The sequence below is a fragment of the Maribellus sediminis genome (assembly GCF_011799805.1).
GTDB classification, from domain to species: Bacteria; Bacteroidota; Bacteroidia; order Bacteroidales; family Prolixibacteraceae; genus Draconibacterium; species Draconibacterium sediminis_A.
In genome coordinates this window covers 627,833-654,730 of the sequence record NZ_WXUB01000004.1, presented here as the reverse complement: position 1 = coordinate 654,730, position 26,898 = coordinate 627,833, and the positions used below count along the sequence as shown (strand labels likewise).

Below are 26,898 nucleotides of genomic sequence, written 5' to 3'. Positions count from 1 at the left end.
CTTAGTTATTTACCGTGACACTGCTTGTATTTCTTACCACTTCCGCAAGGACACGGATCGTTTCGCCCTACCCTTTTTTCAACCGTTACTGGTTGAGGTTTCGAACGTTCCTGTGTTTGCGTATTGGCGCCTTCCATGGCATTTTCAGCCCCGGGCAGTTCCGATTTCTGAGTTTTGAATCGGCTCATATCCATCTTACGACGTGTTTCTGCTTCACGCACCTGTTCCGGATTCTGAATCGGAATTTGCCCCTTCATCAGCGTTGAAACCACCTGCTTATTCACTTTATTGATGAGCACCTTGAACAGGTTAAACGATTCGAATTTATAGATCAAAAGCGGATCTTTCTGCTCGTAAGTTGCATTCTGAACCGATTGTTTCAGATCGTCCATTTCGCGCAGCTGTTCCTTCCAGGCTTCATCGATGGTATTCAGTACAATTTGCTTCTGGTACGATTTTACCAGCTCTTTACCTTTATTATTGTATGCTTTTTCGAGGTTACAAATGATCTGGAAAATGCGTTTTCCGTCAGTGATCGGAACCACGATGTTTTTGTAAACCTCTTTTTTGGTCTCGTAAACATTTTTGATCACCGGATACGCCTGCTTGGCAATGGTATCCACTTTACGGTTGTACCCGTTGATCATTTTATCGTAAATACGTTCTGAAATTTCAGAAGCACTCAGTTTTTTAAATTCTTCATGGTCAACCGGCGATTCCATTGACAATAGTCGCATCAGTTCCATGTTGAAATCTTCGAACATATCTGAACCGTGATATTCATTTACGAGTTCTTCAACTGAATCGTACATCATATTCAGAAGATCTACTTCCAGACGTTCGCCAAACAAAGCATGGCGGCGTTTTTTGTAAACCACTTCACGCTGCGAGTTCATCACATCGTCGTATTCCAGCAGTCGTTTACGAATACCAAAGTTGTTCTCTTCCACTTTTTTCTGAGCACGCTCAATCGATTTCGAGATCATGGAATGCTGGATCACTTCACCCTCTTCCAAACCAAGACGGTCCATAACACCGGAAATTCTATCCGAACCGAACAAACGCATCAAATCATCTTCGAGCGATACATAGAACTGAGAAGAACCCGGGTCTCCCTGACGACCGGCACGACCACGTAACTGACGGTCAACGCGTCGTGAATCGTGACGCTCGGTACCGATAATGGCCAAACCGCCTGCTTCTTTAACTTCTGGCGTAAGTTTGATGTCGGTACCACGACCAGCCATGTTCGTAGCGATGGTCACAGTTCCTGAATGACCGGCTTCAGCCACAATTTCAGCTTCACGCGCATGTAATTTCGCGTTCAATACATTGTGTTTGATGCCTTTTATTTTTAGCATTCGGCTTAACAATTCCGAAATTTCAACCGAAGTTGTACCTACCAGCACCGGTCTTCCGGCATTGTGCAGGTTCACAATTTCGTCGATAACGGCATTGTATTTTTCGCGTTTGGTTTTATATACCAGGTCCTGTCTGTCGTCGCGAACAATTGGTTTGTTGGTTGGAATAACAACCACCTCCAATTTGTAGATGTCCCAGAATTCTCCTGCCTCGGTTTCGGCAGTACCTGTCATACCCGACAGCTTGTGGTACATTCTGAAGTAGTTCTGAAGCGTGATGGTGGCGAAGGTCTGGGTTGCAGCCTCCACTTTAACCCGTTCTTTTGCTTCAATAGCCTGGTGAAGCCCGTCGGAATAACGACGCCCTTCCATGATACGGCCGGTTTGCTCATCCACAATTTTCACCTTGTTGTCGATCACCACATATTCCACGTCTTTTTCGAACATGGTATAAGCTTTAAACAACTGATTGATGGTATGAACACGTTCCGATTTTATAGCGTAATCCTGTAAAAGTCTGTCTTTTTCTTCCTGACGTTTTTCGGGATCGAGACCGGAATTATCGAGTTCTGCCATTTTGCTCCCCATATCGGGCAACACAAAGAACTCGGCATCTTCCATACCCTGCGAAATCAGATCGATACCTTTATCGGTCAGCTCCACAGAATTTTGTTTCTCGTCGATGATAAAGTACAACGGATCGGTTACGATGTGCATGTTCTTGCTGTTTTCCTGCATGTAAAAGTTTTCAGTCTTTTGCAGAACACCTTTCATTCCTTCTTCGCTCAGGAACTTTATAATCGATTTATTTTTAGGCAGACCTTTGTGTGCACGAAGCAGTAACAATCCACCTTCTTTTTTCTCGTCGTTGGTTGCATCCTCTTTTGTAAGGAGCTTTTTGGCATCGATAAAGATCTTGTTGATCAGGTCGCGCTGAGCTTTGTACAGTTTTTCAACGTATCCTTTAAGCTCTTCGAACTGCTGATTTTCACCTTTTGGTACCGGCCCCGAAATGATCAACGGCGTACGTGCATCATCCACCAAAACCGAGTCTACCTCATCCACGATGGCATATTGATGTTTACGCTGTACCAGATCCTCAGGATTGATAGCCATGTTGTCGCGCAGGTAGTCGAACCCGAACTCGTTGTTGGTACCGTAGGTGATAGAAGCGTTGTAGGCATTTCGGCGTGCTTCAGAGTTCGGCTGATGTTTGTCGATACAATCTACCGAAAGCCCGTGGAATTCGAAGATCGGTCCCATCCATTCGGCGTCACGTTTTGCAAGGTAGTCGTTCACCGTAACCACATGCACACCTTTTCCGGTAAGTGCATTCAGGAATACCGGTAAAGTAGCCACCAGCGTTTTACCTTCACCGGTTGCCATCTCTGCAATGTTTCCTTTGTGCAGAACCACACCACCAATCAGCTGAACATCGTAATGCACCATGTTCCAGGTTACCGGACTACCACCGGCCATCCAGGTGTTGTTCCAAATGGCTTTATCACCTTGTATATTGATACTATCGCGCGAAGCAGCCAGGTTACGATCGAAATCATTCGCCGTAACTTCAACCTTTTCGTTTTCGGTAAACCTACGCGCCGTTTCTTTTACCACCGCAAAAGCAACAGGAAGAATTTCATTTAAAACCTCCTCGATTTTTTCATCGATCTTTTCTTCGAGTTTATCGATGCGCTCGTATATTTTCTCCGAATTCTGGATTTCAACTTCTTCGGCTTCAAGCTTTAATGCGGCGATTTCTTCCTCTTCAGGCTTTATTCTATCTGCAATTATCTGCTTAAGTTTATCCGACTCGGCTCTTAATTCGTCGTTCGACAAACCAACCACCCGCTTATATTCCTCTTTAATTTGATTAATTATCGGGGAAATCTCCTTAATGTCTCTTTCTGATTTATCTCCGAGGATCTTCCCCAGAATTTTGGTTACAAATGCCATTTTGTTTCAAATTGAACGTTTTAAAAAAGCACCGCAAATTTAATTAAATGTGCAGGCTAAAAAAACTATTGTTTCACTAATGTGTGGCTAGTTCATAATAATCGTGCCAAACGCCACATCGGCTGTATTTCAGACAAGTTTTCCGCGTATCTTAAAAAAGCCTGCCATTATTGGTACATCCGCACACCACATATTTTCCTATTTTTGCCACAAACTCGATCATCAAATGGAAAACATCAAGAATACCTGCTTTGTTTGCAAGAAGGATATCAGCTCCGAAACATCATCTGTAAATCCGGTTGTGAATATGCCTGTTTGCTCGGGTTGCAAAGGAAGCGAACAGGAAAAAGCAGAAGAAAAGATCGTACTCGACAGCCTTGCCGACGGCTTTGTTTGCGGCTGCATTTAAATCCTTAAAACTACCTGAAGTCGATCACTTCCACATCGCCGTACTTGCTCTTATCAAACACAAACTCCGAATCGGAGAAGTCTTTATTAGGTTCCATTTTCTTCACGAGAATACTGTAGGTGTTATCATCAGTAGCGTGCAATGTCGCCGAACTCAATAATAAAGTGGCTTTATCGATAGAAACCTCTATTTTTGTAACCTGGTATTCTTCAGAATCCGGAAAGAGGTTGATCTTGTAAACTGTTTTTCCACCTTCATTCATTTCAGCCACAAACTCCGATTTGAATCCACGCTCGTAAATACTGAATATCGATGACGGATCCATCAATTCACTTTCCGCATCTTCCAGATTGCTGATGGTTACCTGGTTTCCGTCTTTCATGTAATTCCAGATGGTTTCTCCATCGGAATAAACTTCAACACCAAGCTTGGGCAATTTAACCACGTATTTCTGGCCTTTAACATGAATGGTTCCTTCATTTTTTTCGTGAATTTCCATTTCATCGTTATCCATTGTAAACACAAAATCAGCCGACATGCTTTTAAATGTCTTCGTTTTTGCGCTCACTTCATCCAGAATTTGTTTGGCTTTGTCGTTTTGGGCCCAAACAAGGTTTGCAGCCAGTAACACTGCAAATACTGCTAATAATCTCTTCATCTTATAATTTCTAGCCTATAAGTTATTCAATAATTGTTCCAAACTGTATTCATCCGAAATCAGCACCTGGCGGGCTTTACTGCCTTCGCTAGGTCCTACAATTCCGGCTGCTTCCAGTTGATCCATCAAACGACCGGCGCGGTTATAACCAATCGAGAAACGGCGCTGGATCATCGAAGTCGATCCCATTTGATTGGCCACCACAACACGGGCTGCATCGTCGAACAGATCGTCGCGGTTGTTCAGGTCAACAGCACCCGGTCCCGGCTCATCGTCGCCAACATACTCCGGCAACAGGAAGGCGGTTGGGTAGCCACGCTGTTCCGAAATAAAAGAGCAAATCTTTTCAACTTCCGGCGTATCAACAAAGGCACACTGAACACGTGTAATTTCGCTTCCCGAAGCGATTAGCATATCTCCTTTTCCGATCAGCTGGTTGGCTCCCGGAGTATCGAGGATAGTTCGTGAGTCGATCATAGAAGCCACCTTAAATGCGATCCTGGCCGGGAAGTTTGCTTTGATAACACCCGTGATAATGTTGGTTGATGGTCGCTGAGTGGCAATGATCATATGAATACCAACGGCACGCGCCAACTGTGCAATACGGGCAATGGGAAGTTCGATTTCTTTACCGGCTGTCATGATCAGGTCGGCAAATTCGTCGATGATCACAACAATGTAAGGCATGTATTTATGGCCTTTTTCCGGATTCAGTTTCCGGCTGATAAATTTCTTGTTGTATTCCTTAATATTTCTGGCATGCGCCGCCTTCAGCAAGTCGTAACGCGTGTCCATTTCAATGTTCACCGAATTCAGTGTATTTTTCACTTTCTGAATGTCAGTGATCACGGGTTCTTCCGAATCAGGCAATTTTGCCAGGTAGTGTTTCTCGATTACCGAATAGATGTTCAGCTCAACTTTTTTCGGGTCGATAAAAACAAACTTCAACTGCGCCGGGTGTTTTTTGTACAGCAATGAAGTGATGATCACGTTCACCCCAACCGATTTACCCTGACCGGTAGCACCGGCTACCAGAATGTGCGGCATCTTGGCCAAATCGAACAGGTAAGTTTCATTCGAAATGGTTTTACCCAGAGCTATTGGCAATTCGGCTGTACTTTCCTGGAATTTCTTCGATCGAATTATCGAATGCATGGAAACCACCTCAGGATTCTGGTTTGGCACCTCGATACCGATGGTACCGCGTCCCGGGATTGGTGCAATAATACGAATTCCAAGCGCCGACAAACTTAAAGCAATATCGTCTTCCAGGTTTTTTATTTTCGAAATTCGAACTCCCGGGGCCGGAACAATCTCGTACAAAGTGATGGTTGGCCCAATTGTAGCGCGAATTTTTGTAATCTCGATCTTGTAATGACGGAGCGTTTCAACAATTCTGTTTTTGTTGGCTACCAGTTCTTCCTGTTTCACCTCGGCATCTCCAAACTTATGATCTTCGAGTAAATCGAGTGTTGGAAATTTATAGCTCGAAAGGTCAAGTGTTGGATCATAATCCTCCAGTTCCTCCGGATTGATCTCGTCAGCTTCTTCTTCTTCAACTTTTGGCTCCACATCCAGGCTCAGGTCTTCGTCTTCCGCTTCCGTCTCTGCTGTGGGTTTCACAGTCTCTATTTCATCCTCGGGCTCTTCATTTACCGCAGCTTCAAAATCGTCGTCGCCATCTGCTTCAAAAATGGCACGTACAACGTCGTCTTCATCAATTACTTTGGTGATATCGTCTTCACCAATCAAGGTATCATCATCTTCCAATTCCTCTTCGAAAGGTTCCAGATCGTCATCATCATCTTCGTCGTCTTCCACTTCTGCAACAGCTTCTTTTTGTCCGGGCCGAACCAGATTGTTGAGAAAGGCAAATGCCTTATCAAAACGAATGACAATGATCATTACACCCGTAATCAGCAGTAAAAGTATTAGCCCCACCATGCCAATCAGCGAACGCATCCAGTTACTAAGCACAAAGCCGTAATGGCCGCCAAGATAGATAAATGAATCGGAGGTGGTTTTATTAAAAATCAGCCCTAGAGCCAGCGACAACCAAATTACCGAGATCAGGCTGTAAATAATGCTTTGCCGAAAACGGTTGATGTTTCGGCCAATGATCTTTAGGCCGGTCAAAGCCAGCATGTAAATGAAAATAAACGACGCCAGCCCAAAACCTCCGTTAATAATTTTTTCAGAGAGCAAGGCTCCCAGTTTCATTCCGTTATTCTTGACATTTATTTCGGAATTGAAAAGAAATTCGCGCCACGAATTATCCATAATACTTTGGTCTTCGGCTCCGTAAAACAGAAACGAAACAAAGGAAATGAGTAAATACGCAGAAATGCTCAGAAGTAAAATTCCAAAAATGAAGCGGAACTTTTCATTTTTAAAAATAGAAGTCCGCTTTTTCTTCGCTTTTGATTTTGTTTTTGCCGGCTTTTTTCGTCTAAATGCCATTGAACTGTTTTTATATTGGCGCAAATTTAGTTAAAAAAAGTCAGCTTGTTTGGGCTGATTTCTTTTGAGTTTCAAAAGCTATTAAGAATAATGTGTTAACAAAAACACCCTTTTGGCTTAAAAACCGGAAGTTTGCGAAACAGCTGTAATTCAAATGATAATCAGGCACATTCCTTTGCTGTTTTTAAATAGTTGTTTTAGCGAGAAAACAAGATATTCCGCAGTTCTTTTTTTCGCCGGAAATTTTAGATTTATATCCGTATAAACAACTGATTGCTATTAACTTTTACGCGCAATGAATAAAATCACAACGGAAAAACTGGCAGTTGTAGCGCTGGGTGGCAATGCCATTTTGCGCGGTTCGGAAGAAGGCACGATAGAACAACAGGAAAAGAATGCGACCGACACCCTCGAAAACCTGGTGTACCTGATTAAAGACGGTTACAACCTGGTGATCACGCACGGCAACGGGCCTCAGGTGGGAAACATCCTCATGCGAAACGATGCCGGCGAACAACTGTACAAGATCGCACCGATGCCACTCGATATTTGTGTGGCCGATTCGCAGGGCGGTATCGGTTACATGATTGAGCGCATGATGCGAAATGTATTGAAAAAACACGGCATCACTAAAAATGTGATCACGCTGGTGACGCTGGTTGAGGTCGATCAGAACGATCCTGCTTTTAATAATCCGTCGAAACGGATCGGGAAAATATATACAAAGGAGGAGGCCGATCAGCTCGCAAACGATAAAGGCTGGATGTTTAAACCAACTACTAAAGTTCCAGGTGCATTTCGCCGGGTTGTTCCCTCTCCAGCTCCGCTTGATATTATTAACAAAGAACTGATTGAAACGCTGGTACGTGCCGGCAATATAGTAATTGCTGCGGGTGGTGGCGGAATTCCGGTGTATTACGACGAAGCGGGTGAAGTTCGTACACTCGATGCAGTGATCGATAAAGACATGGCATCGAGCCTGCTGGCGGCAAATATCAAGGCCGACGAGTTGTATATTCTCACCGACGTGCCATTCATTTTTAAAGATTACGGACTGCCTACACAGGAGAAACTGGAGTTTTTGAACTATGCCGATACGGTAAAACACCTCGAAAATGGTACATTTGCTGAAGGCACCATGGAACCCAAAATCAGGGCCTGTCTGAATTTTATTGAACGGGGTGGAATGAAGAGTGTGATCACCGAAGCAACCAAACTTGAGGATCGCTCATACGGATCGAAGATCACGCTGGAATATGACAATTAAAACGTTGAATCATTATAAAAACCGGATAAAATGACCAATTTAAAGAACCGAAACTTTTTGAAACTCCTCGATTTTACACCCGACGAGATCAGTTATTTGCTGGAACTGTCGGAGAGACTAAAACGCGACAAATACAACAACAACGAGCAAAAGAACCTGACAGGTAAAAACATTGCTTTGATCTTTGAAAAGTCGTCGACGCGTACACGCTGTGCTTTTGAGGTGGCTGCTTACGACCAGGGGGCAAATGTTACCTACCTTGGACCAACAGGCTCACAAATCGGACAAAAAGAATCGATGAAAGATACAGCCCGCGTGCTGGCCGGCATGTACGACGGCATTGAGTACCGTGGATACGGACAGGAAATTGTTGAAGAATTGGGCAAGTACTCAAAAGTGCCGGTTTGGAACGGCCTCACCAACGAGTTTCACCCGACACAGATCCTGGCCGATTTCCTGACAATGAAAGAACACTGCCATAAACCACTTTCAGAAATTAAATTCTGTTACCTGGGCGATGCACGCAACAACATGGGCAACTCGCTGATGGTGGGCGCTGCCAAACTCGGTATGGATTTCAGGGCTGCAGCACCGGCTGAATGCCAGCCATCAACAGAATTGCAGGAACAGTGCCGCGAAATTGCAGCCGAAACAGGAGCAAAAATAACGATCACGGATAATGTGGCCGAAGCTGTGAAAGACTGCGACTTTTTGTACACTGATGTGTGGGTGTCGATGGGTGAACCCGACGAAGTGTGGGCCGAACGTATAAAACTACTCCTTCCCTTCCGGGTGAACAAAAAAGCAATGGAGTTAACAGGAAATCCTGAGGTAAAATTCCTGCATTGTTTACCGGCGTTCCACAACCGTTCAACTAAAATTGGCGAAGAAATTTATCAGAAGTTCGGCCTCGAAGCCATGGAAGTGACCGATGAAGTATTTGAAAGTCCGGCCTCGGTAGTATTCGAACAAGCCGAAAACCGTATGCATACCATTAAAGCCGTAATGGTAGCAACACTGGCTTAAAATTTATAAACAACACCTCAAAATATGGTGGGGTGTTGTTTCCTCCAATTCCCCCTTCAACGTTTATCAATATCAAAAATCAACACAAGTATTTTGAATTAGTCTAAATAAGTCGTAACTTTTTTTGACATAATTCTCCCAAAACTTTTTTCACCAAAATCAACTCGCTTTATGAAATAGTTAGTAAAGTGATTATTACAATATGTATAACTAAAAAACGAGTTTATGAAAAAGTTGTGTTTGTTAATCGTGTTAGGTCTTTTGATAGCGTCAAGCGCTATGGCACAAGACGAAGTGAAACCCTCAAAATTTGAAAATGTAGAATGGTACCAGGTGGTGCTGATCGATTTTAAACAAGGTACCGTGGGCAAAGTACAGGACATTATTAAGCAATACGAGGCAGCCGGCAAAGAAGCCGGAACACCTGGCCCGGAACTGTACTGGATGTCGACCGGTGAATACGATGCTATGGCCATCTGGAAACTGGATAATGGCCCGGCTGATATGGAATGGAAAGTCTCCCCCAACGATGTAAAATGGTGGGATGCCTTTGTAAAGCAGCAAGGTTCTGAGGAAGCCGCGCAGAAATTGCAACAGGAATTCGCGGGTTATGTCAACAAATCAACCAGTTATCTCAGCCGAAAAGTAAAAGATTAATTTTTATACGTAAATAATAAAATCTAACAAATTCATTTATGAAGAAAGTTACTTATCTCTTTGTAGTAGGCGCCATTTGTACGGCCCTGTTCAACACATCGTGCACCACCGGTTCAGCAACAAAAGAAGACACGGGTGCCGAAACTACACTTTCAGAAGCCGAACTGATAAAACACGGCGAGTACCTGGTTACCAGCATGGGATGTCACGATTGCCATTCGCCCAAGAAAATGGGCCCGAATGGACCCGAAATCATTCCCGAACTGATGCTATCGGGATTTCAGTCCGATTATCCGCCGATGGTCACCGACACCTCGCTGACCAATAAAGGGTACGGTATTTTTAATCCCGATTTGACAGCGGCAGCCGGTCCGTGGGGTATTTCGTATGCCGCCAACATTACCCCCGATGTAAGCGGCATTGGCACCTGGACCGAAGAACAGTTCAAACGGGCGCTTACCGAAGGCAAATTCAAAGGCATTGAAGGCAGCCGAACGCTCCTCCCGCCGATGCCCTGGTTTAACTTTACAAACTTAAAAGATCAGGATGTGAAAGCCATTTTTGCTTACCTCAAAAGCATCCCGCCGGTTAGAAACGTGGTACCCGCCCCAATTTCACCAAACGACATGTAAATTTCTCATAGCCTTTGCGCCAGAGCTATTTAAAGAGGATGTCAGATTTTGACATCCTCTTTTATTGAACAGCGAAAGCAGCACACTGAATCATTGTCGGGCAAAAAAGCGATCAAAACTTCAGTTGCGCCCCACGAAACAAACACACCCGCTCAAAAACATGCTCCCTAAAGCAGCACCAATTCGTAATTATGTCTATTTTTATTCCGGTAGTTGTCTGAATCAATAAACGATTAATCTTGAAAATGCGCCCGCAAATAAAACCGGAATAAGGCACACCGTACGTTAATAGCAAGTTTAAAAACCAGACGATAAACTGACAATGAAGCGAATTATCACATTTACAATCTGTGTCTTGACTTTATCCTTAAACGGACAAGAAAAAGAGCTGAAAAGCAAAAATGCTATAATATCGACTAACAACAATAAATCCATAACTCATGAGAAAGTCGACATTAACTCACCTCTTAAAGTAGTACATTTAGAGACAAACAAACCCGAGAGACAACCAGCTTATTTTATTGATGGAAAATATTTTAACCAATCAATATTAAAAACATTAAATCGTCAATTTATCGACAGTGTGACTGTGATCAAAGAGGAAGTTACGCTTGGGAACAAGACATATTATGGTCAGATTCATATAAAAATGAAAAAAGAATATGTACCTAAAATAATTTCATTAACTGATTTAAAATCAAAATATTTAAAACCAAGTCAAATTCCAACAATTTTTATAATTGACAACGATGTAGTAAAAAGTGACTACAATGAGTTCCTTATAGATGAAAACTACATTCTTAAAATTGAAAGTCAAGTGATTAAAATTGAGAAAGAAAAATTAAATGCAAATGTGATTCGACTTGTTACTAAGACCAAAGAAAATATTGAGGAAGCAAATAAAATCTGGATACGTGGAATCGATACAGAGCTATAAAAATATTAAATACCAGCCGTTAACACAGTACTTATTGCAGGGCGTGGTTCGGTGGTACGCCAACTGCCCCCGAATGCTCGGGGTCGTTTCGCAACTCCGTCCTGGCGGACAGGAACACTCTCTCCCGAGTACTTGGGACCGCGACAAAATTTACCAACCGTTGTGCACATGCAGAGTAGAGGCTTTACAACTAAAACTAAGCAGATAATTTAAGAAGGCAACTAATTATTACAAAATGAACGAATCATGCAAATGAAAGGAATTATAATATTTACATGCATTATTTTAATGATTTCATGTAAAGAGAATACAAAGGAAAAAATGCAGACAGGAATATTTGAACCTAACTGGAATTCTTTAAAACAATATGAAGTACCGGAATGGTTTCGTGATGCCAAATTTGGTATCTGGGCGCACTGGGGTCCCCAATGTCAACCCGAAGCAGGTGACTGGTATGCACGGCACATGTATTCCGAAGGACATTGGCAGTACAAATACCATTTAGAGCACTATGGTCACCCATCCGAGTTTGGGTTTAAAGACGTAATAAATGAATGGAAAGCAGAAAAGTGGGATCCTGAAGAATTAGTTGCTTTATATAAACGGGCAGGCGCAAAATACTTTTTTGCAATGGGCAATCATCACGATAATCTTGATATGTGGAACAGTAAATATCAGGAGTGGAATTCTGTTGCAGTTGGCCCCCAAAAAGATATACTGGCAGGTTGGGCTCAAGCTGCAAAAAATAATGAATTACCCTTTGGAGTGAGTATCCATTCGGCACATGCCTGGCGATGGTACGAAACAGCGCAAATGGCTGACAAGGACGGCAAATATGAAGGTATTCCGTATGATGGGAGTTTAACAAGAGCCGATGGCAAGGGTAAATGGTGGGAAGGACTTGACCCTCAAAATCTGTATGCTCAAAATCACCCATTAAGCACGAATAGCGAAGATTTAGGCAGCATTCACGGACAATGGGATTGGAATAATGGAGCTTCTATGCCTTCTGAAGAGTATTGCTTAAATTTTTATAACCGTACTGTGGATATGATTAACCAGTTCAATCCCGATTTGGTTTATTTTGACGACACTGGTTTACCTTTATGGCCTGTGAGCAATGTAGGACTGGAAATAGCCGCACATTTTTACAATTCAAATATGAAACAGAACGACGGCAAATTAGAGGCTGTTCTTTTTGGTAAAATACTTACAGATGAGCAAAAAGAATGCATGATTTGGGATGTTGAGCGGGGTGCACCTGATAATATTCAGGAAAAACCATGGCAATCATGCACGTGCATTGGAGGTTGGCATTACGACCGTGGGGTGTACAACAGAAACGGATACAAGTCGGCAAAAACCGTAATGCAGATATTGGTAGATATTGTGAGTAAAAACGGTAATCTGTTGCTGAATATTCCTGTTCGTGGTGACGGTTCTATTGATGAAAAAGAATTAAAAGTCGTGGAAAATATTACAAAATGGATGGATATTAATAACGAATGTATTTTCGAAACCCGCCCCTGGCATATTTATGGTGAGGGCCCCAAGGCTGAAAATGCAAATCCAATAAATGCACAAGGGTTTAATGAAAATAAAGGTGGTCCATATACTTCAGAAGATATCAGGTTTACCAAAAAAGAGGATGTTCTTTATGCTGTAGTCATGGAATTACCTGAGAAGGGACAGAATGTACTTGTTAAATCTTTGTCGAAAGAAAGCCAATACTACAGCGAAAATTTTGATACAGTTGAGATGCTTGGAGGTGATATTGTTTCTTATAAATTTGATGAAGTAGGATTAAGCATTACACTTCCTGAAAAGATGGATTTAGTTGCTCCTATTGTTTTTAAAATTCAATAACATCAATAGATAGGAAATTCGAAATTGACCAGCTAGAAAAAGTTTCACAGTTCCCTCAATATTACACCGTATTAAGAAACTGTATTAATATCGAGCTTGATAAACGAGACGATACGTATGAAATTGGATAGTAGAAGTGCACGGCGGTACTATTCTATTGAATAACAATGCCGATGGAGTAACTGTCCGATTAATCTTCAAATCAGAGGAGCGGGCTTAGCAAATAATTAGATCAGGCTGTTAACTTTTGGTTATTGCCGTACACTGTTTTTTCTATTTAACTAAATACGGGCATTATTGGTACTCAACCAGTTCCGAAGAAATGCGTTTCCCCGAAGCCAGACAATCGAATAAAAAACAATCGCAGGTCTATAATGTATTTGTATTTCAAAAAATATTATTTGTTTTGCACTGCAAACCATTAGTAGACGCTTAATCTAAATGTATTTTTACGCCTTATACAAGGGTAAAGAATCAATTCTAACACAAAGACTATAAAGGCTTTAAGTTATTTTTGTAATTTACTAGGCATTAACCCGAAGCAGTATGAAGAAGAATGCCAATAAATATTCCCCGAAATTGCCACGGAAATTAAAACGTGTGGCAAAAAAAATTTCGACGCTTAACCTTTTACTTGATGAAAGTATAAAAGAGGTAGAACAAAACGGATTAAATCAAATTGTTTCAGGCTATTATGGTCTTTCGGGGCACGAGTTCTTAAACTTTTTCGTATCGTTTTATGCTGAATTACTGGAAGTCAAATTCGTGTACATTGCCAGTTTTGATAAGGAATTAAAAAAACTTCAGGTTAAAGCCGGAATTGAGAACGGCGAACCAGCAGAAACTACAGCAATTGATATTTACAATACGCCATTACATAAAATTTTAGGAAAAGAATTCTACTACTATACCTCAAATGTAGCAAACAAATTTCCTCAATACGAATTCCTAAAACAAAACAACTTAGACGGATTTGCAGGATTACCTCTGCTAAACGAAGATCAGGAAGTAATTGGAGCAATCTACTGCTATACACAACAAAGCATTTCTAAACCATCGAAGATAAAATCATATTTACAACTCTTTTCCATCAGGATAAGCAATGAATTGTACCTGGAAAGAAAAGAAGTGTTACTAAATGCCAGCGAAAAGAAATACCAAACACTTTTTGAAACAGCAAACGACACCATTTTTCTGGTTCAGAACCAGCGTTTTGTGGAATGCAACGCTAAAGCCATAGAGATGTTCGGATGCAGCGACAAAAGCGATATCATCGGGAAATCGGTAATTGATTTTTCTCCTGAAAAACAACCCGATGGAAGCAGTTCGGAAGAAAAGGCACAACAATACATCAGCGAAGTAGAAAAGGGAATCCCGCAACGATTTTACTGGTTACACAAACGAATGGACCAGTCGGTATTCGATGCGGAAGTTACCCTTAATCCTTTAAAAATTGATAATACAATTCATTTTCAGGGCATTGTCAGAGATATTTCAGATCAACTAAAAAATCATCAAAACCTGGCTGAGTCGGAGGAACGCTTTAAGATTATTTTTGAGAATGCTCCCGATGCTATGTACCTGAACGATTTAAGCGGACATTTAATTTATGGCAACCTGGCCGCTGAAAAACTTATTGGTGCACCACGTGAAGCGCTGGTTGGGAAAAATTATTTTGAAGGAATACTGGCTCCTGAAGACAGGGAAAAGGCCTTAGTAAACCTGGAACGAAATGCCAGGGGACTAAAATCGGGCCCCACTGAATACCGCGTAAATACAAGCGAAGGCGAAAAAATTCTCGAAATAACCGGCTTCCCTGTAACGATCAATAATGAGTTGGTTGCACTTGGAATTGCCAGGGATATAACGGAAAGGAAAAAAATAGAAACCGAACTCAGGGAACGCAATAACATCATACGATCGATTGTTGAAACATCGAAAGACTGGATTTGGGCGATCGATCTAAAAGGAGTACACACCTATTCCAACGATGCCATCGAGCACATTCTGGGATATCCGAAAGAGGAAGTAGCAGGTACAGATGCACTACGTTTACTGCACGAGGACGACGCTCAGAAAGCAGAACATATTCTACAGGAATCTTTCAATAAGAATTGTGGCTGGCAAAATTTGGTTCTGCGGTGGAAACACAAAGACGGCTCAGTCAGATTTTTGGAAAGTAATTCAGTTCCTGTTACCAATGAAAAGAATGAAATCATTGGATTTCGCGGTGTTGACAGGGACATCACGGAGCGAATTCACGTTGAAAACAATCTGATAAAAGCAAAGGAAATAGCCGAAGAAAATGAACGCAAACTGCTCGAGTCGCAAAGGGTTGCAAGAATAGGGCATTTCAGCCTGGATCTCAAAACCTGGATATTTGAAATTTCACCTGAAATTAGCCGCATTTTTGGAGTAAACAGAGAATCAGCCTATAACGTGGAAGACTTTATAAGTCTGGTACATCCCGAAGACCGGGACAAAATGTCACGCTATCTTACACAAGAAATTCTTTCTAAAAAAGAAACACAAGTCAACGAGTACAGGATAATCCATAAGCTGACAGGGCAGACAATCTGGATGCGCAGTGAAGGTGAATTACGCTTCGATTCAGCTAATGCCCCAATTGAATATTTTGGCACAGTACAAGAGATTACGGAGTTAAAAACAGCAGAAATCCAATTACTGGAATATAACGCAATATTGGAGAAATCGAAAGAAGAGATACTGCTAAAGAACCGGATATCAAATACTTTGATCCTTAGTAACGAAGATGAATTTTATAAATCAATACTCGATATTGTTCTGGAAACGTTGGATTGTACATTTGGATTTTTCGGTTATATATCAGGTGAAGGCGAGGAAGAAAAACTTGTTTGCCCAACATTGACGCAGGGCGTATGGGGCAATAAACAAACTCCCGGAAAAGTGGTAGTCTTCCCCCAAAAGTCATGGCTGGGTGTCTGGGGCGAAAGTCTGAAACAAAAAAAGAGTTTATTTAAAAATAAGGATTTAGAAGTTCCAATGGGGCATCTGATTCTCGAAAATGCACTGGCTGTCCCAATTCTTTTTCACAACACTTTAATCGGACAAATTGTATTGGCCAACAAAGCGGGCGATTTTAATGTCGAACACCAGCAGTTACTCGAAGAAATATGTAACTATATATCTCCCCTGCTACAGTCGAAACTATCAGAAGAAAAATATAAAAGTGAACTAATTGCGGCCCGAGAAAAATCGGAAGAAAGCGAAATGAAGTACAAAAATCTGGCCGATAATACGCCGGATTTCATTTACACGTTCGACCTGGAATGCCGTCATACCATGGTCAATAAGGCTGTGTGTATTGCCCTGAACATGCCGCCCGAAGAAATAATTGGCAAAAACCACCTGGATCTGGGCTTCCCCAAAGCAATTGCCAAAGAATGGCAACTGATGCATCAGAAAGTAATCGAAACCGGGAAAGAATATAAAGCGCTAACCACCACCCCGATGCCCGGCGGTACTATAAGAAATTACGATGTGATGCTTACTCCGATGTTTGATGAAAATAAACATGTAAAAGGCATCAGGGGAGTTAGCCGCGATATAACTGCCCAGAAAAAATATGAAGATGATCTGCTTAAAGCCATTGAAAAAAGTGAAGAAAGCGAAACCAAATTCCGCAGCGCTTTCGAGAATTCAGGTGTTGGTATGTGCCTGGTTAGCCTTACCGGACATTTTCTAAAAACTAACAAGGCGCTCACTAATATTCTTGGATATTCCGAGGAGGAGCTACTGAATCTTACCTTTCAGGAAATTACCCACCCCGACGACCTTCAGCTTGATTTAAACCTGCTTAACGAAACCATCGAAGGAAAAAGGACCAACTATTTTATCGTAAAAAGATACATGAACAAATCGGAGAATATTGTTCACGCTAACCTTCATGTTTCACTGGTTAGAAACAGCAAAAACGAACCCTTATTCTTTGTTTCACAGATCGAGAACATTACAAAACAAAAGGAGTACGAGCTGGAATTAATTAGCGCCAAAGAAAAAGCAGAAGAGAGCGACCGCCTGAAAACCGCTTTTCTCTTGAATGTTTCGCATGAAATCAGAACACCGATGAATGGTATCCTGGGATTCATTGAATTGTTAAACCAACCGGGGCTTAATGAGCAGGAACGCTCAGGTTTTGTCGATATCATCCATAAAAGTGGCGACCGCCTGATGAATACCATTAACGACATTGTAGAGATATCAAAAATTGAAATCGGTGACATTACCATACGACAGGATGATGTAAATCTGCTGGATTTGATGCAGTACTATTACAATTTCTTTAAACTCCAGACCGAAGAAAAAGGATTGACTCTTGAAATTAACCAAGAAATCAGCGATTTTGCGGCACAGGTTAAAACCGATAAATACAAGCTGGACGGTATTTTAATGAACCTGATAAAGAACGCTGTAAAATTTACCGATACCGGCAAAATCGAGATCGGAAACTATATTAAAGACGATAAGCTTTGGTTTTATGTTAGCGATACCGGTAAAGGAATTCCGGAAGACAGGCAGGAAGCTATTTTTGATCGTTTTGTACAGGCTGAAATAGGACTTACCCGTGGGTACGAAGGCTCTGGAATTGGCTTGTCAATCGTAAAAGCTTATGTTGAAATTTTAAATGGTTGTATAGAGGTTAAATCAGAACCGGGCAAAGGAAGTACTTTTAAATTCTGTATTCCTTACCACCCAACACAACCAACACAACCGCTGGTTGAAGTCCAGGAACAAATCAAAACTGTGGAAAGTCCAACAACCATATTGATTGCCGAAGACGACGAAGTAAACTGCCTTTTACTGGAAAGTATACTGGCAGGTAATTACAAGCTGTTGTTCGCGAAAAATGGTACTGAAGCAGTTCAAATGTATATTGATCATCCAGAGATTACGCTGATATTGATGGACATAAAAATGCCTGGCGAATTCGATGGATTGGAAGCAGCCAGAAGAATTAGAAAGGTTAATACCGAAGTTCCGATCATTGCGCAAACTGCTTTTGCTTCCGATTCGGATAAAAACAGATCGATAGAAGCAGGTTGTTGCGATTATATTGCCAAACCTTACAATGCAAGCCATCTGAAAAAGCTGATTCAAAAATATTTATAGAGTGGGCAGAACTCCCGGACTTTGATTGTCGGTACTAACGTGAAGCAGGACTTTCAACGAAGAAGTTCCCGTTTGGAAGTGTATTCAATTCCTTTCTACAACCCACTAAATTCCAGCTGGTTTAAACACATTCGAGCCACCGATTGTTTCTTGTAAAATCTTGCGTTATTTTTTATCTGATTTGATTTTTATTGTGGTTTAAATATTTACTTTGCGCCGCAATTTTTAAAAACAGAAAAGCATAACAAACAGTTATTTAAGTTTGATTTTATTAAAATGATATCGAATAAATTAGTTGTAGGGAGTGAAGAATGGTGTTCATTACCCGAGTTGAATATTGACGCCATTAAAGTACGTGTGGATTCGGGTGCCAAAACCTCGGCTTTACACGCTGTAAACATTGCTCCTTTTAAGAAAGACGGCAACCAGTGGGTACGCTACGATGTTCACCCTTTACAAGACGACGGCAAAACAACCATACATTGTGAATCGCCGGTTATCGACAAACGAAAAGTAAAAAGTTCGAGCGGATTGGTTGAGGTTCGTTATGTTATTCGTACAGCCCTTACAATGGCGAATACTACCTGGGACATCGAAGTTACACTTGCCAATCGCGACTCCATGGGTTACCGTATGTTACTGGGGCGCCAGGCCATGTCGGGAAAAATTCTTGTTGATCCCGAAGTTTCTTTAAAACTGGGTGAAGTTTCTGCAAGTGCACTCGATCATTACTATAAAACGCATACAATAAAATCGTCAGGATTACGGATTGGTTTACTGGCCAGTAATCCTGAATTATACAGCAATAAGCGCATTATGGAAGCGGGCGAAGAACGCGGACACGATATGGAGTTCCTTAACATGAAAGATTGTTACATCAAACTGGATGCCCGGGCACCTGAAATGCATTACCGTGGCGGCCGCATCCTTGATGACTTTGATGCGATCATTCCCCGTATCCGTCCGAGCATGACTTTTTACGGCTGTGCACTCACACAACACTTCGAAGCCATGGGTGTTTACACACTGAATTCGGCTACAGCTATCCGCCAGTCGCGTGATAAATTGTATGCCTTGCAGTTGCTGATCAACAACGGTCTGCCAATTCCAACAACAGGCTTTGCCAATTCGCCACTCGACACCACCGATCTTATTAAAATGGTTGGTGGGGCTCCGCTTATCGTAAAACTACTGGAAGGAACACAGGGAAAGGGAGTGGTTTTGGCCGAAACGAAAAAAGCTGCTGAAAGTTTGATCAATGCCTTTAAGAGTTTACGGGCCAATATCCTGGTGCAGGAATTCATCAAAGAGGCCGATGGGAAAGACATTCGTTGCTTCGTGGTAAACGGCAAAGTAGTTGAAAGCATTATGCGAACAGCTGCTCCCGGCGAATTCAGGGCGAACATTCACATGGGCGGTACTGCCAAACGCGTAAAGATTACTCCTGAAGAAAGACGCATTGCCATACATGCGGCAAAAACCATGAACCTGAAAGTTGCCGGCGTGGATATTATTCGTGGTCACAACGGTCCTTTGCTGCTGGAGGTGAACTCATCGCCGGGGCTCGAAGGGATTGAGGGTGCCTCGAATAAAGACATTGCCGGAAACATGATCGAAGCGATTGAAAAGGCTTTGAAACGCAACAAATCTATAACAGAGTAGCAGTTATCCCCTACTCTTCTACAAAATACCGCAACTGATCGAGCATAATTGGCACGTCGTCGCTGTCGATTCCCTGTTCGATCAGGTGTGGAAGATCATCCTCAAATACCTTGAAGAACTCACTTTCAGTAAACTCAGCCTGATTGATCGACTGCTTGTAAAAATCGAGCGCCACTTTTCGCTTGCCAAGACTCCACTGCACATGGCCCATATTCATCAGGTCGTGCTTATTGGGATCATCATCAACCAGCTTTTGGAAATATTTTTCGGCTTGCTGTTTTTTACCAATCAGGAAAGAACACCAACCAATGGGGCGCCACACTTTTTTGTTGCCCGGAGCCAGGTATTCCACCTTAAAATACGATTTTAAGGCCTCATCGAATTTCCCCAACTCAAGCAAACAATGCCCGATATTAAGCTGGATATTCAGGTTATCTTCATCCAGTTTTTCCGCCATGCGATAATATTCCAACGCCTTTTCGGGTTGTTTCAGATTGCGGTAACACAAGGCAATTTTATTGAGGTTCCACTTCCGGTTCAGGTCGTATAACTCAGCCTTTTTGTAGGTTTCAAGCGCTTCGCCAAAATCGTTGAGTTGCTGGTAACAATAACCCAGCTTTTGATACAACTCACCACTCTTTTCAAGTTTAAGCAGGTAATCGAAAACCTCTGCTGCCTCGCGATAATAATTCTTCGAAAAATAGTATTCAGCAATATTCCGAAGAATGGTATCGTCTTCTTTTAAAATTTCGCCCAGTGTTTTTTTGTTATGAAAATCGAAGCGCCAGGCAAAAATGTCCTCAAATCCGGCTTTGCGTGGATGCAGTTTATAGAAACGATACAAATCCTGGATAACCTGGTTCGATATCAATCCGGCTTTTTTCCCCGGATCGGTTAATTCTTCATCGTCCTGTAACTCGTTAAATTGATCCATTTCCGCTTTCATTCCTTCGGCCATAAACTCACGGTTTTCGGCAGGCAGGTTTTTCAAACTAAAACAGAACGAATATTTATCGGAGTTACAAAGTATCGGAGCAAAATCGATGGCTTTAATAAAGCGTGAATTTACCTCATCATTCATATCTATTGAATTGCTAATCTCCGGGTTTGAAGCAAAAAACGGCATGAACCAGTTTGTTACTTCACTAAAAAACGGGAACATTTTCAGCATCGAAAAAGAGCTCATAAAAACATCGGCTCCTTCCATCTGCATTTCTGAAAACTCTTCCATTTTATTCATCAAGCCCGGGGAATCTTCAAAAATCTTCTCCCACTCCGGATTTTTATCTTCACCCAAACTCTCGTCCATCAAACTGTCGAGATTTATCTTATCCTTCAGAGTCGGACTTATTTTGATCATTTCAGGAATGATCTCGTCGGTGATCTTTTTTTGTATTTTTTCGGTTTCCTTACTGCGGATGAACTGAATGATCACCGTTTCAAGGTTGCGCTTAAAATCGGGATTCTCGTTCAGCAATTTTAAGCGTCCGGTAATCGCCGGGTAAAATTCCATGCGATCGTCGTACTGATAAAATGCAACCAGCAATGCGATCATCGCACGCTGACTAATTTCGGGGAATTCGTTTTCGTAAGCATCAAAAAGAACCGAAAACTTTTCGGTATCGAAATAGCGTAACAAACTCATCAATAGCGAAGAGGTGATAAACGATTTATAAGGAACAGGAATCAATTCGCTTTGGTAAAAGTTGCCAAGAAAATCACTTTCAACATCACTTAATTTGTTGGAGAACCAGATGTGGTAAAACAAACGCACATATTTGTTCTGCAATTCCGAAGCATCCGCCGTTGATTTGTCGCGTACCACATCCGCTTCGCTGAGCAGGTTTTCCAGGTCATCTTCCAGCTCAAAACTTTCAAGCTCGGATAAATACCCTGAAAAATCGATTCGGCTCTCGAAACTCCGCTTCTTTTCAAACTCCAGCGACGACGAATATTTCTGCCGTACACCATCGTAAACCTTGTCCAGCAAACTAAAGGCTGAAACAATCAGACTCCGGTAAATTCTTTGACGTTCCGGATCCTTGATTCCTTCCACCGTATACTTCAGCATAAAACTGTAGGTTTGCTCCAGGTTGCGCCATTCATCCAAGAATAAAGGTTGCTCGCTTTCCTTTATCAATGTTTCCAGTTGATCGAAAGCCGGTTTTAATTTGCGTTCGGTTAAATGGCGACAAATTAATGCGTATTGTATATTTTGTTCCTTATCGGTCATATAATCAAAATTAAGTCACTCCCCAGAGAAACTCAAAAAACAATCCAAAAAACTTTTTTAGTAATTGTAGCTGACAATCGAACCGAAAGCCTGACAATGTTGCCAGAATATATGGAAGGAAGGATTGAAGGGTTGAAGGATTGAAGGGTTGAAGGATTGAGGGACTGCTGTAATGCATGAATGCCATAATGCGAGAATGCTCTAATAAAATTAATAGCTAAGATATGCTAACAAGTATCCAATATTCTATTTAGATGGTAAAAACTCGCAGCCCGGGGCTCACAACTTTTGTAACAAATTCCTCCCACCAACTGGCGGATTCGGAATAAGGAGTTAGATAAATATTTGAGCGGCGAAATACTATATATTTTCTTCTGTTTTACTTCTGCGCCGCCAGATATGATACATTCTTTGTCATCCCGAACGCATTGAGGGATCTGTATGTAGGCTGTATCGAAAATCCAGTATCCACAAACAAGTATCTAGTGTGAAAATGATAGCCATATTTTAATAATCCGGCAATTTGCCGTTCGAATGAATGATTTATATTTGCAGCATGTTTTTACACTACTGGGCGATAGGTATTCTTATTGGCATTTTGGCCATACTTCCGCTGGGACCACTGGGAATCGTGGTTATTCAGCGTACCTTGATCCATAACCGTAAAACAGGTTTTTATTCGGCGCTTGGCATTGTTTTGTCCGATACCATTTACGCATCGGTTACCGGGTTTGGAATGGCCTTGATTTTAGGGATCATCAGACAGCACGAATTGTGGTTTAAACTGGCCGGTGCACTCATTTTAATCGTTCTTGGCATTGTAATTTTTCTTTCGCACCCCGAACGTCAAACAGCAAAGAAACTCCGAAAAACATCCACTCCTGCCAAATACCTCGGAGGTACCTTCATGGTCGCCATTTCAAATCCATATGTGATGTTCTGGCTCCTGGCTATTTTTTCCGGTTTTGGTATTGCACTAAGTATTAACAAACCCATTATGGCATTCTTCATTCTGTTGGGCTTTTTTACTGGTGAAGTGCTATGGTGGATATTCGTTACCTGGCTGATGGACCGGCTGCGAAACCGTTTCAGTCTGAAATTTTTGTTATGGTTTAACCGGCTCGCCGGCGCAGGAATTGTGATTTTTATGATCATTTTCCTGGTGCACACCATCTACAAGGAAGTAGCGGCGTTATAAATAAATAGTGAGCTTATTTTAGCGGTGAATCAGGTTCGTTTTTGAAAACCTGGTACAGTGCCTGATCAACCAACCAGGCCCAAAGTTTGGCCACAAGCACCACTACTTTTCCATCCCAAAATGATATGATCATTTTCCTGCGACGATGTTTAATGGCCCGGTACATAATGCTGGCGCAACGTTCGGCCGACATCATTTTGCTTTCATTTCGTGGTGTGGCACCCTGCTGACTACCGTCTTTGGTAAGTGCCGTTTTTCTGATTTCGGAGGCCGTAAATCCTGGTGCTGCTACCAATACATGGAGCCCCGAGCGCAGGTATTCAATCCGTACGGTATCCAAAAATCCACGAACTGCGAATTTCGATCCTGAATAACCGGTACGACCAGGAAGTCCGATATAACCTCCGGTAGAAATCACGCCTACTATCGATCCTTTTTGTTCGAGAATATGCGGCAAAGCAAACTTGGTGCAGTAAACAGTTCCCCAGTAATTAACGTCCATCAGTTGGCGAAGAACGTCCATCTCAACTTCATCGAACGAAGCTCGCATGGAAATACCGGCATTGTTAATCAGAATATTGATCTTGCCAAATTTCTCAATGGCTTTGTCAATCAGATTTTTGCAGTCTGCTTCTTTCGTAACATCAGTCTGAACCGGCAACACTTCAACATTGCTGAGCTTTGCTTTGAGTTCTTCGAGCCGCTCGATACGACGCGCAGCTAAAACAAGGTTAAAACCTTCTGAGGCATATTTTTCGGCTAAGGCTTTACCAATCCCAGATGAAGCTCCTGTTATAACAACTACTTTTCTTTGCATAAATTTAAGAAGGCTGACGAGTGCTGCATGTTCTTATTGCCCGAAAATACGCATTTTTATTTTTGTACAGCGGATAAAAAATATATTGTTGAACAATTCGAAAAGTGTGTTAAACTAGAATTGACTATTTTTCAAACAATTTCAGCACTCCCTTTCCGAGTTTATCCAGCGAATTTTTCAGGTCGTCTTTTGTCGCATCGGCGATGGCTTTGGTGGTAAGAGCGAGATCGGGCTTTACCTCGGGATTGCCAACCGGACCTTTGATATTTACGCCTGCAGGCAAAATTTTAATTTTCTCGTTCCCCGGAATCACACCAAGCACCTTTTGAATATCGGGGCCAAACACATCGCGCTGTACCATAAAATCCAGTCGCATGTCAATCAGGTTTTCGGTATTCAAACTTCCGGCAACAGTGGTTTCCTGCCCGATTACTTTTGTTGTAAATGGTTTGAGTAGCAGATTTCCGTTTTCAATATTAACATGCGCCATAAAATCATCCACCTTAATATCGCGGAGTTTTTCTTTTTTCAGAATTCCACTCAACTGGTTAAACACCGGTGAATTCACAATTTCGAGGTTGTTGGTACTAAAAGTTCCTTTGCCGTTTAATGATGATGCAATAAGCCCCAGTTGTGGATTTAAGCGGCCTTTTATCCCCAGGTCGGTACTGATTTTTCCGGTGGAACTACCGGTCATCGGCATCATTTTCTGAATGCCTGCCAGTGTGTTATACATAGCCGGAATATCGATTTTAGAGATGTTGAAACCAAAATCAAAAAGTGGCTCATTCTGAACTGTATTCTGGTACGAACCGTTCATTTTAAGCTGACCTTCCAGCATGTCCATATCCAGGTTTTCAAGGGTCAGTTTTTCATCGGCAGCTTTAATAACACCGTTAATATTTCGAATAGGAATACGATTGATTACCGCCGTTTTAATGTTCGATTTCAACCTGAAATTGATACGCGGAGGCACATTAAACGCAAGCACCTCTTCTTCTGAGGTTTGTTTTGAACCGTTTGTTTCGGCCACCTGCAAACGCAACAGTTCGTTTAAATTGGCATGCTGCGAATTCAGCTGCAAGTCGCCGTTTAATGTTCCATTGCTGAATAAGTAGGATAGATAATCACTGACTGCTCCCGATAAATTAAAATCACTTGCTCCTATCAGCATGTGAAACTTACTCAGGTTGATCTGTTTAGGTGAAAAATCCATCTGTCCCTGTGGAACGCGTATCTCTTTGGTGAGTTCCGGTGACTGGTAAACAAAATCATTCAACAAAACAGCACCATCGGTTTTTATCTTTTGGTATTCCTCTTTTTCAATGGCCGAATACCTTCCCTGAGCCATGATGTTGGCATCAATAATTCCCGACATGTTCACGCTGTCGATCGGCAGTGCATTTTTCAGGTGTAAAAGGTTGACTTTTCCAACAAAAGTAGCATCGAAATAAGGATCGCTGACAGGCTGTGTTAGTTTGAGCAAAAGATCAACCGGATTATTTCGGATCTCTGCATGCGCATCTTCCACAACAATTTTGGTGAGATCGAGATCGCCCTGCGGTTTTGAAATACTCACTTTTGCCCTGATATTCTTAATGTCTTCGGGCATTCCTGCATATTGAAAATGGCCGTTGGCAATGCTTGCATTCAGGTTGAAACCCGGATAACTTTCGCCAAAATAGTAGCCTTTAATTGCTCCGTTGATGGTTGCCGAGCCACTGGTTGAAATATCTTTCAGGTACGACTCGTAAACCGGTGGAACAAGCGCCAGGAAGTTTTCGAAATCGGATGAATTGGTTTGGATACCCAGATCGAAAAATATAGAATCGGACGGCATACTTACATCACCGTTCAGTTGCAATGGCAAACGATTGATCAACAACTCATTTTCGGCAATAGTGAAGGTCATTGTTTCAAAATTAACATTGAGCAATGTATTGGTGCTCAGTTTTGTTTTTGAAATATAATTTACGCCGGCATAACTAAACGAAAACTCATTTACACCTCCGCTTGTTTTTAGCTGAGTTGACGAACCAAACATTTGACCCGAAACATCAAAATCGATGTCATCGAGTTGAAGCAGCATATCTGCTGCCTGATCAACATAAATTACCGATACATCACGAATTTCAATTTTATCAAGCTGTAAGTGAAATTCACTTTCAGCATCCTGCGTATCCTGCGTTTTAACTTCGCTGCCTGTGCTTGTTTTTTGAATGTCCCAGTTCGCTTCACCACTTTTAGCTACGAGCAAATTTATTTTGGCATTGTCAACCACAATTTCTTCGATATGCATATCCGATGGATGCAAAACTGATTTAAAATCGGTAGTTGTTCGCAGACTGTTCAGTTGCAATAAAGTGTCGTTTTCAAAAGTCCCTTTTCCCTGGATGACAACACCTTGCAATTCGACACTAACTTTTGGAAAACTACGAAAAAGCGATAGCTTCAAATCGGCAACTTCAACCTGTGCATTAAGTTGTTTGTTCAATGTATTTCGGGCGTAATCCAGTAAATTCTGCTTAAAAAATAAAGGCAGGGCCACTACTGTAGCAATCAGAATTACGACTATTATAATAACTATTGTTACTACTCGTTTCATGGA

The 26,898-nt window shown here is 41.9% G+C and carries 16 protein-coding genes; 10 read left to right on the top strand and 6 right to left on the bottom strand.

What is annotated here, in order from left to right:
- Positions 1 to 5: 5 nt before the first annotated feature.
- Positions 6 to 3,317: a preprotein translocase subunit SecA gene (secA, locus tag HFD85_RS17380; protein ID WP_167612759.1), complete on the bottom strand. Its 3,312-nt coding sequence runs from the start codon at positions 3,315 to 3,317 to the stop codon at positions 6 to 8.
- Between the two features lie 226 nt (positions 3,318 to 3,543).
- Here secA and HFD85_RS17375 point away from each other — a divergent pair, with 226 nt between their 5' ends.
- Positions 3,544 to 3,726, top strand: a complete 183-nt coding sequence (locus HFD85_RS17375) for a hypothetical protein (protein ID WP_167612757.1) — start codon at positions 3,544 to 3,546, stop codon at positions 3,724 to 3,726.
- 10 nt (positions 3,727 to 3,736) lie between these two features.
- Here HFD85_RS17375 and lolA1 read toward each other — a convergent pair whose 3' ends face one another.
- Positions 3,737 to 4,384 carry an outer membrane lipoprotein periplasmic chaperone LolA1 gene (gene lolA1 / locus HFD85_RS17370; RefSeq protein WP_167612755.1) on the bottom strand — a complete coding sequence of 216 codons (648 nt, stop codon included), beginning with the start codon at positions 4,382 to 4,384 and terminating at the stop codon, positions 3,737 to 3,739.
- 15 nt (positions 4,385 to 4,399) lie between these two features.
- Positions 4,400 to 6,844 (bottom strand): FtsK/SpoIIIE family DNA translocase, encoded by a 2,445-nt coding sequence (locus HFD85_RS17365; protein WP_167612753.1) that lies wholly within the window; start codon positions 6,842 to 6,844, stop codon positions 4,400 to 4,402.
- 295 nt (positions 6,845 to 7,139) lie between these two features.
- Between HFD85_RS17365 and arcC the strand changes: the two genes are divergently transcribed.
- The 8 genes from arcC to rimK all read left to right on the top strand — a co-directional run bounded on the left by arcC (position 7,140) and on the right by rimK (position 20,042).
- Positions 7,140 to 8,111, top strand: coding sequence for a carbamate kinase (gene arcC / locus HFD85_RS17360; protein ID WP_167612751.1), 972 nt, complete (start codon positions 7,140 to 7,142; stop codon positions 8,109 to 8,111).
- A gap of 30 nt (positions 8,112 to 8,141) precedes the next feature.
- A complete protein-coding gene (argF, locus tag HFD85_RS17355) occupies positions 8,142 to 9,137 on the top strand; it encodes an ornithine carbamoyltransferase (RefSeq protein ID WP_167612749.1) in 996 nt (331 codons plus the stop codon).
- Between the two features lie 225 nt (positions 9,138 to 9,362).
- Positions 9,363 to 9,794 carry a hypothetical protein gene (locus HFD85_RS17350; RefSeq protein WP_167612747.1) on the top strand — a complete coding sequence of 144 codons (432 nt, stop codon included), beginning with the start codon at positions 9,363 to 9,365 and terminating at the stop codon, positions 9,792 to 9,794.
- Positions 9,795 to 9,832: 38 nt separating this feature from the next.
- Positions 9,833 to 10,426, top strand: a complete 594-nt coding sequence (locus HFD85_RS17345; protein ID WP_167612745.1) for a c-type cytochrome — start codon at positions 9,833 to 9,835, stop codon at positions 10,424 to 10,426.
- A gap of 322 nt (positions 10,427 to 10,748) precedes the next feature.
- Positions 10,749 to 11,363: a hypothetical protein gene (locus HFD85_RS17340; protein WP_167612743.1), complete on the top strand. Its 615-nt coding sequence runs from the start codon at positions 10,749 to 10,751 to the stop codon at positions 11,361 to 11,363.
- 246 nt (positions 11,364 to 11,609) lie between these two features.
- Positions 11,610 to 13,229, top strand: a complete 1,620-nt coding sequence (locus HFD85_RS17335) for an alpha-L-fucosidase (RefSeq protein ID WP_167612740.1) — start codon at positions 11,610 to 11,612, stop codon at positions 13,227 to 13,229.
- Positions 13,230 to 13,775: 546 nt separating this feature from the next.
- Entirely contained in the window at positions 13,776 to 18,380 is a 4,605-nt protein-coding gene (locus HFD85_RS17330; RefSeq protein WP_167612738.1) for a PAS domain S-box protein, read from the top strand.
- Between the two features lie 276 nt (positions 18,381 to 18,656).
- On the top strand, positions 18,657 to 20,042 hold the full coding sequence (rimK, locus tag HFD85_RS17325) for a 30S ribosomal protein S6--L-glutamate ligase (RefSeq protein WP_167612736.1): 1,386 nt from the start codon (positions 18,657 to 18,659) through the stop codon (positions 20,040 to 20,042).
- A 10-nt stretch (positions 20,043 to 20,052) separates the two neighbouring features.
- On the opposite strand, the gene HFD85_RS17320 is transcribed toward rimK, so the two are convergent.
- A complete protein-coding gene (locus HFD85_RS17320) occupies positions 20,053 to 22,275 on the bottom strand; it encodes a tetratricopeptide repeat protein (RefSeq protein ID WP_167612734.1) in 2,223 nt (740 codons plus the stop codon).
- 556 nt (positions 22,276 to 22,831) lie between these two features.
- Here HFD85_RS17320 and HFD85_RS17315 point away from each other — a divergent pair.
- Complete coding sequence (locus HFD85_RS17315; protein ID WP_167612732.1) at positions 22,832 to 23,473, top strand: LysE family translocator; 642 nt, start codon at positions 22,832 to 22,834, stop codon at positions 23,471 to 23,473.
- Positions 23,474 to 23,486: 13 nt separating this feature from the next.
- Here the strand turns inward: HFD85_RS17315 and HFD85_RS17310 are convergent, their stop codons facing one another.
- The gene (locus tag HFD85_RS17310; protein WP_167612730.1) at positions 23,487 to 24,290 is read right to left on the bottom strand and encodes an SDR family oxidoreductase; all 804 of its coding nucleotides are present in this window, start codon (positions 24,288 to 24,290) and stop codon (positions 23,487 to 23,489) included.
- Positions 24,291 to 24,414: 124 nt separating this feature from the next.
- Entirely contained in the window at positions 24,415 to 26,895 is a 2,481-nt protein-coding gene (locus HFD85_RS17305; RefSeq protein ID WP_167612728.1) for an AsmA-like C-terminal region-containing protein, read from the bottom strand.
- Between the last annotated feature and the right edge of the window lie 3 nt (positions 26,896 to 26,898).